Origin of the sequence: Runella defluvii (assembly GCF_014195535.1) — a bacterium.
Lineage (GTDB): Bacteria > Bacteroidota > Bacteroidia > Cytophagales > Spirosomataceae > Runella > Runella defluvii.
In genome coordinates this window covers 331,156-343,606 of record NZ_JACIBY010000006.1, presented here as the reverse complement: position 1 = coordinate 343,606, position 12,451 = coordinate 331,156, and the positions used below count along the sequence as shown (strand labels likewise).

Annotated in this window: 7 protein-coding genes; 6 read left to right on the top strand and 1 reads right to left on the bottom strand. The window is 48.1% G+C overall.

What is annotated here, in order from left to right; genetic code table 11:
• Positions 1-26: 26 nt before the first annotated feature.
• On the bottom strand, positions 27-749 hold the full coding sequence (locus FHS57_RS16470; RefSeq protein ID WP_183975513.1) for an EcsC family protein: 723 nt from the start codon (positions 747-749) through the stop codon (positions 27-29).
• 416 nt (positions 750-1,165) lie between these two features.
• On the opposite strand from FHS57_RS16470, the gene FHS57_RS16465 reads away from it, so the two are divergent.
• The 6 genes from FHS57_RS16465 (at position 1,166) to FHS57_RS16440 (ending at position 12,436) form a co-directional block, all read left to right on the top strand.
• Complete coding sequence (locus tag FHS57_RS16465; RefSeq protein ID WP_183975511.1) at positions 1,166-1,750, top strand: RNA polymerase sigma factor; 585 nt, start codon at positions 1,166-1,168, stop codon at positions 1,748-1,750.
• Positions 1,751-1,803: 53 nt separating this feature from the next.
• Entirely contained in the window at positions 1,804-2,883 is a 1,080-nt protein-coding gene (locus FHS57_RS16460) for a FecR family protein (RefSeq protein WP_183975509.1), read from the top strand.
• Positions 2,884-3,119: 236 nt separating this feature from the next.
• Positions 3,120-6,548, top strand: a complete 3,429-nt coding sequence (locus FHS57_RS16455; RefSeq protein WP_183975507.1) for a TonB-dependent receptor — start codon at positions 3,120-3,122, stop codon at positions 6,546-6,548.
• A gap of 34 nt (positions 6,549-6,582) precedes the next feature.
• The gene (locus FHS57_RS16450; RefSeq protein WP_183975505.1) at positions 6,583-8,088 is read left to right on the top strand and encodes a RagB/SusD family nutrient uptake outer membrane protein; all 1,506 of its coding nucleotides are present in this window, start codon (positions 6,583-6,585) and stop codon (positions 8,086-8,088) included.
• A gap of 252 nt (positions 8,089-8,340) precedes the next feature.
• Positions 8,341-9,240: a ThuA domain-containing protein gene (locus FHS57_RS16445; RefSeq protein WP_183975503.1), complete on the top strand. Its 900-nt coding sequence runs from the start codon at positions 8,341-8,343 to the stop codon at positions 9,238-9,240.
• Positions 9,241-9,274: 34 nt separating this feature from the next.
• Positions 9,275-12,436, top strand: a complete 3,162-nt coding sequence (locus tag FHS57_RS16440) for a PVC-type heme-binding CxxCH protein (protein WP_183975501.1) — start codon at positions 9,275-9,277, stop codon at positions 12,434-12,436.
• Positions 12,437-12,451 lie beyond the last annotated feature (15 nt).

The window sequence follows — 12,451 nt, the reverse complement described above, 5'->3', positions numbered from 1 at the left end:
GCCTTTTGCCCCTCTTGCCCTTTCCATCACTTTCCCACACCTTTCCGCATTCGGTAGGCATTCATGGCGGTTTTGCCTAGTTTGTCGATGAGTTGGTAGTTCACGACCACCCCCACGGCAGCGCCGATGCCAGGAATGAGTTGCGCCATTTTTGCCAAATCAATGTAGTCGCGGTACTCTTGTTGAAACGTTCGCCAGTCGAAGGCGTGTATGTCTTCGGGCAGAAGCTTACTTTTTTCCTCCCAATCAACGATTTGAAGATATACCTCTCGCCGCCGTTCTTGGCTCGAAAATGCCAGCTGAAAAATGTGTAAAAGAAAAATCCGTTCTCGATAATCGTCGATGGGATAGCCATAACAAGCCGTAATATCGAAAAGGAGTTTCATTTTGAGACTAAGCAACAGTGGAAAGTCGGCCAAAGCCAACCAGAAGCCGCCCGCGCCTGCAACACCCCCCTCGGCTGCACCTGCGGTTTTGTAAAAACTAATGCGCCGCCGCACCTCCTCTTCTTGTTCTTCGAGGCTAGTCACAGGGGCAGGGAGTGGCGTGATAAACTCCGCTCCAAAAAGTACGCCGCGCGTCATTTGTTTGATGGTAGTCGTGATGATTTCGTGGATTTTCTCAGGAATCAACCCATTAATCCACTTTTGGGTGGCTTTGGCAAGGCGATTTGCTGCGGAAGGCTTTCGCTGCATTTGGCGTTGCCAGAGGCGAAGTTCTTTTGCGATAGTTTCTTCGTAGGGGGTCATAACAAGATGGGTGAGGCAGTCAAGTTAGTGAAATTTTAAAAATATACGAAAAATAGAAAAACCCTTGGTTGAATTCCCATCCCCAAAAACGCCTCGGCGAGGCGCAACATTTGTAGGATAATGAATGTAGAAGTTAGAGTGCAAAATGTCGAATAAAATGAAATATAAAACGCCTCGGCGAGGCGCAACATTTGTAGATGTTGAATGTCCATTCCCAAAACGCCTCGGAGAGGCGTAACATTTGTGGATTATGCTTGAAAATCAAATGGTTATGTGAATTTTTACGTGGCCAAAAAATGTAGAAATAAAAAAATAAAAAAATAATGAGAAAAAATAGGATTAAAAAACGGCATTCTTGGCATTAGTAATTGAAGCTATCGAAAATTATTCGACTGTACTACTTAATCCGACGTTCTGTGACTCCACACCATTCACATACTGCGCTTTGGGATGCTTTCCGCGAAGGAGAACGATGGGCCTTCAAGCGGATTTATGAGCTTTATGCCCAAGAGTTGGTGCGTTATGGGCACAAGGTTACCTCAGATGCGCGCCTGATAGAAGACAGTATCCACGATTTGTTCATCGAATTGTGGCAAAGCCGAACTCGCCTGAGTGAGACCGATTCCATCAAATTTTACTTGTTTAGGTCGTTGCGTAATAAAATTACGCGGGCGCAGCAGCGCGATGAGTTTTATGCCGCCACCAACGTTGATAATGTTGACAATGCCGACGAAGCAGGCACCATTGAGCACCAATGGATTTCGGACGAACGCCAAGAGCAGTTATTGCGACGCTTGCGGGAGGGCTATCAAACGCTTAGTCCACGCCAGCAACAGGCCATTGATTTGCGATTTACCCACCAGTTTAGTAACGAAGAAGTCGCCCAATTGATGGGCGTGAATTATCAATCAGCTTGCCGATTTATTTACACCGCCCTGAAAACATTGCGCGAAACCGTCCGAATTTTTTCGATGGCGCTTACGATGTTTTTTTTCTACTAACAGAGAAACTCGTTATCCACACCCTATTTTTTAAAATCGAACATCTTTAACCTATGGACTATTACCAATTTACAGCCGAAGAACTTGCCGCCGATGAGTATTTTCGGGCTTGGGTTTGTGCGCCTACGCCCGAGAGTGATGCTTTTTGGCAACAATTTTTACGAGATTGTCCCGAACGTTATTATCAACTCGAAGAAGCGCGCCGACTTATTTTGGGGCTTCAAGAATTACACGATTCAAACGCAGAAAGCGTAACCGCCGCCGTGATTTGGGAGCGAATAGAGCATAGCATAGATACGTTAGAATCAACGCCGAGCGTGCGGACACATTCGTGGTTTTGGCGCGTTGGAGGTTGGGCGGCAGCGGCAGTAGTCGTGCTGGCTTTGGGCTATGCTTGGCAAAGGGGCGAAATTGCCCCCGCCGAAAAAACAGAAGTAGCCACCAAAGCACTACCAGAATGGATGGAGGCCGTTAATTCATCGGATAAAATGATGCTCATTCAACTCTCAGATGGCAGTCGGGTAGAATTAGAAACCAACAGCCGCTTGAAGTACCCGCGTCGTTTTCAGAACGATACGCGTGAAGTGCATTTAGAAGGAGGTGCTTTTTTTGACGTAGAAAAAAATCCAAAGCGTCCTTTTTTGGTCTTTGCCAATGGCTTGGTAACAAGGGTACTAGGGACAAGTTTTCACATTGCGGCCTATCAAAAAGACCCCAACGTGACCGTCGCGGTAAAGTCGGGGAGGGTATCGGTATATGCCGACCGCCGCGACCCTCGCCAAGATCCCGAAAGTAAAGGCATTGTGCTCACCCCCAACCAGAAAGCGGTATTTGTACGCAGTGAGGCAACCATCCGAAAGCTACTCGTAGAAACGCCTATACTGCTATTGCCGCCCGCCGAAATGGCCCGCTTTGTTTTTGACGCAGCACCCGCGCCTCTGGTGTTTGCAGCGCTAGAAAAAGCCTATGGTATTGAGGTGGTTTATGATGAAGAAGTATTGAAAAACTGCTTACTTACCATTAACCTTACCGACGAAAACCTTTTTGAAAAGCTGGAAGTTATTTGTAAAGTACTTGATGCAGACTATAAATTGATTGATGGTCAGGTGATTATTTATGGCAAAGGGTGTTGATGCCCGACTTGTTAAAGTGATATATTATTAAACCTTTCTACTTAACCCCTTAACCCCAATTTACGACTATGAAACAGTTCTGTTGTTCGTCCTGATGTAAAAGAAACACCAGCAGTGGTTGCAACACCGCTGGTGCCGTTAGCCTCCCCTTGTGATTTTGGTCGATCGGCAAGCGTCTCGTAAAAGACGTGAGGGAGGTGTTTTTGCCTAATTCTTAACAAAAACATTCAAATCTAATGAAAACAAAGGTACGTTTCAAACCCCTCTTTTACCACCTTATGAAATTATCACTGATACAATGCCTGCTGGCGGTGATTTTTACGGGTGTGTCGTTGGCCAATGAAGTCAATGCCCAAGAAATTCTCAAGCAAAAAGTGTCTGTACACGTTGAAAATCAAGGAGTAAGACAAGCGTTGACGGTCATTGAAAAGCAGATTAAAATCCGCTTTGCTTACCGTCCGACGGCGCTTCCTGCCGACCGTAAAATCACGCTGATTGCCTCCAATGAGCCTCTTTCGGAGGTATTGGGGAAACTCACCCGCTCGCTTAGGCTACGTTATGAAATTATCGGGCAGCAAATTATTCTAACGCCCGAAAAAGAAGCGGCTCCTGTTCCTGCGTCATCGGGAGCGTTACCCCGCGAGGCGGTAGCGCCCTTGGCGCGAAAAGTTGGCGGTGTCGTCAACGACGAATCTGGTACGGGATTGCCAGGCGTTAGTGTGGTCGTGAAAGGTACGACCCGTGGCACGACGACCAATTCCGACGGTCGTTTTGACTTGGAAGTCCCAAACGATAATGCCACGTTGGTATTTAGCTACTTGGGTTATGTTACCCAAGAAATAATGGTAGGAAACCAAGTCCAACTAACCATCGCGCTCAAAGTCGATGCGAAGTCGTTGGAAGAGGTGATTGTGGTAGGTTACGGGGTGCAGCGTAAGTCAGACTTGACGGGTTCGGTTGGAACGGTCAAAGGCGAAGCCTTGCAAGAACGCCCCTCGGCGTCGTTGAACCAAGCCCTTTCGGGGCGCATTACGGGGGTAAACGTATCGGTCAATTCAGGTCGCCCTGGAGGTCGTGCCAATATCCGTATTCGTGGAAATACCTCGGTGAGTGTGGCCAACAACCCGCTTTATGTGATTGACGGCGTGATTTTGAACGCCACTGACCTTGCCAATGGTAGCACTCCCATGGACTACATCAACGCCAATGATATTGCGTCGATTGAGGTATTGAAAGATGCCTCAGCCACCGCAATTTACGGAGCGCGGGGTGCCAACGGGGTAATTTTGGTATCGACCAAACGCGGAAGTAAAGACGGTGGGCGGGTCAACTATGATACCGATTTCAGCGTGGGCGTATTGCCCCGCAAAATTCCGTTGTTGAACTCAGAAGAGTTTTTACGCATAGAAGACGTGGCCTACGAAAATGCCAAGAAATACGATCCCGTAGGCTGGGCAGGCGGCAAGTACGTTGATCCTAAAACCAAACGCACCAACCCATTGCTTTTTGATTCAAACGGCAAGCCATTGTACAACACCGACTGGCAAGACGAGTCGTTTCGGAAAGCATTGACCCAAAACCACCAATTGTCGTTTACGGGTGGAAACTCAAAAGATAACTTTGGGGTGTATTTGGGCTACCGCAACGAAGACGGATTGATGACGGGCTCGTGGTTGAAGCGCTTTTCGGGGCATTTTGTGGTGGATAGCCAAATCAAAAAATGGTTGAAAGTGGGCGGTGCGTTGAGTTATAACGACCAAAACGAGAGCCAAGTCGATCCACTTGGCGGGGGCGGAATTATCGCCATGCGTCAGGTGTTGGAGGCGTTGCCAATCATCCCCGTACGCTATCCCGACGGCCGTTGGGGCGGAAACGAAGACTACCCAGGCATGGAAGGTGGCGGTAACCCCGTCCACGTAGCGACGGAGCGTTTGTATTACCTCAAAACCCAAACCATGTTGGGGAATATTTATACCAACATTACGTTGGCCAAAGGTTTGGAACTACGCACAACGCTTGGAACCAACATCATCAACCAGCGCAACGATTACTACGGTGGGCGGACGTTGAACTACATCTCGCGCAACCAAGGAGGAGATGCCTACATTACCAACGAACGTCACAATTCTTGGCAGTTTGAAAACTACTTGACCTACAATACCAAATTTAAGTCGATTCACTCCGTGAACGCCTTGTTGGGTTTGGCGTGGCAGCACGTTGATCGTTTCTCGTCGCAAGCCAGAGCCCAACGTTTCCAAGATGATTATTTTCAGTTCAATAACTTAGGGGCAGGGGCTGTTGCGGTAGCGCCGACTTCAAGTACAAGTGCTTATGGCTTAAACTCTTACTTCGGTCGTATCAACTACAGTTTGAAAGAAAAATACCTGTTGACCTTCACGGGACGGATTGATGGCTCGTCTAAATTTGGTTCGTCCAATCGGTACGCAATATTCCCGTCGGCGGCGTTGGCGTGGCGGGTTATTGACGAAGATTTTATGAAAGGCATCCCCGTTATTTCTAACCTGAAATTACGCACGAGCTACGGATTGACGGGTAACTCCGAAATTACGGCCTATCAAGCCTTGGCGGGATTGGGCAACTACTCGGTGATTTTTAACAATACGCGTCAGATTGGTATTGGGGTCAACCGTTTGGCCAACCCTGATTTGCGTTGGGAAAAAACGGCCCAAGTGGATGCAGGTATCGAAATAGGTTTGTTTAACAACCGCCTGAACCTCGAATTTGACGTCTATCGCAAGCTGACTTCCGACATGTTGTTGAGCGCGCCTGTGCCATCAAGTAGCGGCTATACAACTGTGAGCCAGAATATTGGTAGCATGGAAAACCGTGGGATTGAATTGGGAATTAATTCCGTGAACGTAGCAACCCCTAATTTCAACTGGAGCACTGCCTTTAATATCTCTATCAACCGAAATAAGGTAATCGCCTTGACGGGCGGCGCCGACATCTTCAACGGCTCGACCATCATTCGCGAAGGACAGCCTGTGGGTTCGTTCTTTGGGTTTGTTCACCAAGGCACGTGGAGCTTGGCCGAGGAGTCAGAAGCCGCACGTTACTTGAAAAAACCAGGGGACATCAAGTACCAAGATGTGAATCAGGACGGTGTTATCAACGACAACGACCGGGTGATTATTGGGAAAGGGATTCCTGATGGGTTTGGGACATTGACCAACACGTTTTCGCACAAAAACCTAGAGTTGATGGTGGATTTGCAGTTTATGTACGGCAACGACGTGCTGTTCCGAAGCAAGCACTCTGCCGAAGACCGCACGGGAATTGCCAACAGTTTCAAAACGGTATTGAACGCTTGGACACCTGAAAGACAGAATACCAACATCGCCCAAACTCGCCCTGTTTCGGCAGGATATAACACCAACAACGACACCGACCGCGTGCAAGATGGGTCATTCATTCGTGGACGTAACCTGTTGTTGTCGTACCGCTTCCCGACCAAAATGATTGAGAAAATTCATTTGAACCGTTTGCGCGCGTTTGCATCGGTACAGAATTTCTTCCTCAGAACCAAGTTCGAAGGTTATGATCCAGAAGTTTCTACCTCAGGTTCGGCCTTTGACCAAGGCGTGGATTTGTACGCTTATCCAAAACCACGGGTGTTTATGGTAGGGTTAAATATCGGTTTGTAATTGTTGTATCACCTTCATTAAAAAGAAATCAAGCATGAACGCGACAGTAAAATATATCAGCCGATGGTTAATTAGCGGAGCGCTATTGGTATCGGCAGGAAGTTGCTCGGAGTTTTTGGAAGAACCCGACCGCTCAAACTTCACCCTCGAAAACTATTTCACCAAACCCGAACACGCCGAAAGCGTGGTCAACTCCATCTACGAAAACCTCCGCAACGTACTGGGAGGAGGTTTTGGAGGAGCCCCTTGGATGATGCTCGAATTTGCGACGGGCTTGGCCAATACTGAATTGGGGCAAGCCCAAAACAGTATTTTTGTGCGTAACTTGGTCAACAACTCCGACAATGGCTACGGGGCGACGTACTGGACCAACCACTACCGTGGCATTGCCAATGCCAACTTGGCCATTGCCAAAATCCCTGGCATTACGATGAACGAGGCTGCCAAAAAGCGGTATTTGGGCGAAGCACGTTTTTTACGGGCATTGTACTACTACGAATTGGTGCGCATTTTTGGCAGCATCCCGTTGATTAAAGACCCCATCGACCTCAAATCACCCGATTTGTACGCACCACAAGCATCTGTCGAAGAAATTTATAAATTGATTGAAGCTGATTTGGTAGAAGCTGAGGCTTCGGGCTTGCCCAATGCGGATGTGACGGGGCGCGCTTCGTTGGGTGCAGTGAAGTCACTGCTATCTTCGGTATATCTGACGATGGCGGGCTATCCTTTGCAAAAAGGCGCTGAGTACTACAAAAAAGCGGCTGACAAAGCCCAAGAAGTAGTTCAGATGAAGAGCTTTAGCCTGTTTCCATCGTACGACGACTTGCACAATCCTGCCAAGAAAAATACGGGCGAAAACATCTTTATGGTGCAATTTGCCGCCTTTGTATTGCCTTCCAACTGGCAAACGTCGATTATTCCGTACAACCAAGGTATTTCGGCTTATACCGACGAAACGGGTGCGATTTTTGCCAACAAAGAGTTTGTGGAATCGTACGAACAAGGAGACAAGCGGGTCGCTGAAAAGCAATTTTACTATTCGTCGTTTTCGTTGCGCAGCGACCGTACCAAAACGCGTAATTTGGGAGGCTATTATTTGTACAAACATTTTGACAACACCGCCCAACTTTCGACCACTAGCAGCGACTTGAACTGGACGGTATTGCGCTATGCTGAGGTATTGTTGACATTGGCGGAGGCGTCAAACGAAGCAAATGGCCCAACGGCGGCGGCGTATGAGGCGGTCAATGCCGTTCGTAAGCGCGCCGAATTACCCGAATTGAAGGGCTTGAGCAAAGAAGAGTTGAGAGAAGCCATTTGGCGGGAACGTTGGTACGAGTTGAGCTTTGAAAACAAAACGTGGTACGACATGGTGCGTTTGCGTAAAGCTTTCAACGTCACAACCAAGAAGTTTGAAAACTACGTGGGTCACAAGTTTTCTTACGGCCCTACGCTCAAAGACCGTGAGTTGCTGTTCCCTATTCCAACGGCTGAAATCCGTAACAATAGCAAATTGAAGCAAAATCCTGGTTATTAGGTGTCATTTGCTTTAAACACATAGCGCACAGTAGAATAGACACATAGAAAACATAGTGAACTATGTGTATTGCAGTTAACGAATAACGGTTAACACGTATTAAAAGGGTGCATAAATAGATAGAAAGCTTGATTCATACCGTAGGCATCTTTTAATCAGAAGCCTACGGTATAAACTCCAATTTGGCTACTTTTTATACAAACACATCGTTTCCTTTTTTAACCAACACAGAAGCTTAATCAGTACATGCCGATGAACCAACCGACCCACCGTCATTCGAAACTCCGTACCCTTTGGAGTTTTGGCCTTATTTCTTTTCTCTCACTTTTTATTGCTTGGGTGCTTCCGTCGCAGGGCGTATTGGCACAAAAAAAACCGTTGGTGGTTTTTGTGTGCGGCGACCACGAATACAGCGGCGAGCAAACTTTGCCATTGATAGCCGCCGAGTTGGAAAAAAACTACGGCGTTCGTACCAAAATCCTCTCGTCCTATCCTGACCAAAACGCCGAAAAAAACATTCCAGGGTTAGAAGCGCTCCGCGAAGCTGATTTGGCCGTGTTCTTTTTGCGTTGGCGGCAGCTTCCCGCCGACCAACTGGCTTTTATTGATGAATACTTAAAGTCGGGAAAACCTGTGATGGGTTTCCGTACCTCTACCCACGCCTTTAATTTCCCCAAAGGTGACCCTTCCGAAGTGTGGAATGCCTTTGGTGAACGCGCTTTTGGTACGCCTCCAGGTTGGGGCAGAGCGGGGCACACGCACTACGGCCACAAAAGTACCACCGACGTAACCATCATTCCTGAAGCGGCCAAGCACCCGATTTTGAGAGGAGTACCTGCCTCGTTTCATGTGTCTTCGTGGTTGTATCGCGTCAAACCCGATTATCCTCCTCAAGGTTCTGTTTCGCTTTTGCTGGGAAAATCAGTGAATCCCGACAAAGCGGCCATTGACAACCCCGTAGCGTGGACGTGGAAAAATAAGGAAGGTGCAAAGGTGTTTTTTACCACATTAGGGCACCCCGAAGATTTTCAAGAAGAAGGGGTTCAGCGCCTGACCATCAATTCAATACTATGGCTATTGGATAAGCCTGTTCCAAAAAAATGGAAGGGAAAAATAGCCATTCAGGTACCTTACCGTGGTATTGTAAAATAGAAAAGTAAACCCTATTACATAAATTCCTAAATCCATGAGAAGAAGCGTCCAAGGATTGCTGATCGCTGCGAGTGCGGCGTTCATTGCCTTCAGTGCTTTTCAGCCAGAGTTAGCCACCCCACTGAAAATTGAAAAAGGAACGCACATTTCGTTAATCGGGGGGAATCTTGGTTCTCGAATGCTGAACTACGATTATTTCGAAACAGAAATGCAGCTCCGTTATCCCGACAGTCAACTGTACATTCGTAACATGTGCGACGGCGGCGATACCCCAGGTTTTCGACCTCATGCGAGCCGAAACAACCCTTGGGCGTTTCCTGGAGCAGAGAAATTTCAAACCGAATACGCCAATAAATCGGCCAGTGAAGGCTTTTTTGACGCGCCAGACCAGTGGTTGACGCGCCTCAAAACCGATGTCGTCATCGGAATGTTTGGCTACAGCGAGTCGTTTCAAGGAGCGGCAGGTGTTGCCAATTTCAAAGCCGAGCTGGATGCGTTTATCAAACATACCCTCAGCCAAACCTACAACGGAAGTGCAGCGCCTCAGTTGGTGTTGGTCTCGCCGATTGCGTTTGAGGACTTATCAAATTTGCACGATTTACCCAATGGCGTGAAAGAAAACGCCAATTTGCAATTATATACCAATGCCATTAAAGAGGTAGCAACGCGCAACAACCTTTTGTTTATTGACGCTTTTACTCCTTCCAAACAATGGTATGCCGAGTCGAAAGAACCATTGACCATCGACGGTTCGCAATTGACGGAAGATGGATATAAAAAGTTCGGAGTGTTTTTGGCCGATAAATTAGCAGGAAAAACGCCTGCCAAAGCCGAAAGCAACCGTACGCTCGTTCATGCGGCCGTAGCAGAGAAAAACTGGATGTGGCACAACGATTTCAAAATTCCTAACGGAGTACACGTCTATGGCCGCCGCTACAATCCGTTTGGCCCTGATAATTATCCTGCCGAAATTGAAAAAATTCGTCAGATGACGGCCATTCGTGATACAGCTGTGTGGTTGGCAGCGTCCAAAGGTGCAAAGATGGACATTGCGGCAGCCGACGCTAAAACGCGGACGTTGCCTCCCGTTAAAACCAACTTTAATCCCGACAAAAATGGTAGTCTGACCTACCTCTACGGAGACGAGGCAGTGAGTAAATTGAAAGTACCTGATGGATATAAAATTGAGTTGTTTGCCTCTGAAAAAGAATTTACCGACTTGGCCAACCCCGTGCAGATGTCGTTCGATAACAAAGGACGTTTGTGGGTAGCCACCATGCCAAGCTATCCGCACTATAAACCAGGAGACGCCAAACCTAGCGATAAAATCATCATCTTGGAAGATACCAACAACGACGGTAAGGCCGATAAACAAACGATATTTGTGGAAGGACTGCACTTGCCGTTGGGTTTTGAAATCGCCAAAGAAGGCGTGTATGTATCGCAAGGAACGAATCTAAAGTTATTTACGGATACCAACGGCGATGACCGCGCCGACAAAGTAGAAATTTTGATGAGTGGCTTCGACGACCACGATACGCACCACAACAGCAGCGCGTTTTGTGTCGATCCATCGGGGGCTATTTATACGGGAGAGGGTGTGTTTTTGCACACCAACGTCGAAACATCGTACGGAACAGTACGCGCGACCAACGGTGGTTTTTATCGATACGCACCTCAGTTGCACAAATTGGAACGCACGGCTCAACTCTCAATTCCTAACCCGTGGGGCATTGCCTTCGACGATTGGGGACAGCCTTTCTTTGCCGAAACGTCCAGCCCTGACGTGCGTTGGATGTTGCCAGGTTCGGTATTGCCTCGCTATGGCCAAGCCACCCACAAATCGGTGCAGTTGATTGAAAAAGACCACATGGTACGCCCAACGTCAGGCTTAGAGTTCTTGTGGAGCCGCCACTTCCCCGACGAAGTTCAAGGGGATATGTTGATTAACAATACCATTGGTTTTTTAGGAACAAAACAACACCAAGTGTGGGACGACGGCACAGGTTTTAAAACAAAACACCGCCAAGACCTGATTGTAAGCTCCGACCGCAACTTCCGCCCTGTGGATATGGAAGTAGCGCCCGATGGCTCGTTGTACGTCATCGACTGGCACAATATCCTCATCGGTCACATGCAGCACAACGCCCGCGACCCGCTCCGTGACCACGTTCACGGCCGTATCTATCGCGTAACGTACCCATCGCGTCCGTTGGTTACTCCTGCCAAAATTGACGGGGCTTCGGTAGAAACATTGTTAGACAACCTAAAACTACCCGAATACCGTACCCGCTACCGCACTCGCCGCGAACTTCGGGGCCGTAATGCCGCTGAAGTATTGCCAAAAATCACCAAATGGGCGGCGAGCCTCGATAAAAGCGACCCGCGCTACGAGCATCATTTGTTGGAGGCACTTTGGGTAAGCTGGGGATTGGATAAAGTAGATCAAAAACTATTGCGTCAGTTGCTCAAAGCCAAAGATTACCACGTGCGTTCGGCGGCGGTTCAAGTAGTTCGCTACACAGGCCACCAAGTGCCCGACCAAGCGGCTTTGCTCATGCAAGCGGCCAAAGACGAAAATACGCGCGTTCGCTTGATGGCGATTGTGGCGGCCTCGTGGATTGGCAAAGAAAAGGGCTTGCCAATTTTGGCCGAAGCCGCCAAAAAACCATTGGACGATTGGATGGTGTATGCCCACGAAACGGCAGTGGCTCACTTGAAGGGAGAGAATGTGGTGGTGAAGAAAAAAGAAGCAGAAGTAGTATCGACCTTGAAAGGAGCAGAATTGGAATTGTTTAAGCTGGGTAAAACCATTTATGGCAAAGAAGGCTATTGCGCTACCTGCCACCAAGCCGACGGAAACGGACTGACAGCTTCGGGCTTCCCACCGTTGGCAGGGACGAAGTGGGTACAGGGCAACGAAGAACGTCTTATCAAAATCGCTCTCAAAGGACTCATGGGGCCGATTGAAGTAAATGGCAAACAATACGCTGGCCAAGTGCCAATGACGCCGTTTGCAGGGTTGCTAAACGACAAAGAAGTCGCGGCTGTTTTGACCTACGTCCGAAACTCCTTTGGCAACAAAGCCTCGGCCATTACGCCCGAAAAAGTAAAAGAAGTACGGGCAGCCACGGCCAGCAAAAGCGATATTTATACTTCAACAAAGCTCCTGAGCGAGCATCCGTTGGAGAAGTAATAAAAACGCTGTCAG

What these genes read in the sequence shown, in the direction of transcription:
- FHS57_RS16440 (WP_183975501.1), top strand. Translation starts at nt 9,275, where the DNA reads ATGAGAAGAAGCGTCCAAGGATTGCTGATCGCTGCGAGTGCGGCGTTC.
- FHS57_RS16450 (WP_183975505.1), top strand. Translation starts at nt 6,583, where the DNA reads ATGAACGCGACAGTAAAATATATCAGCCGATGGTTAATTAGCGGAGCG.
- FHS57_RS16470 (WP_183975513.1), bottom strand. Translation starts at nt 749, where the DNA reads ATGACCCCCTACGAAGAAACTATCGCAAAAGAACTTCGCCTCTGGCAA.
- FHS57_RS16455 (WP_183975507.1), top strand. Translation starts at nt 3,120, where the DNA reads ATGAAAACAAAGGTACGTTTCAAACCCCTCTTTTACCACCTTATGAAA.
- FHS57_RS16460 (WP_183975509.1), top strand. Translation starts at nt 1,804, where the DNA reads ATGGACTATTACCAATTTACAGCCGAAGAACTTGCCGCCGATGAGTAT.
- FHS57_RS16445 (WP_183975503.1), top strand. Translation starts at nt 8,341, where the DNA reads ATGAACCAACCGACCCACCGTCATTCGAAACTCCGTACCCTTTGGAGT.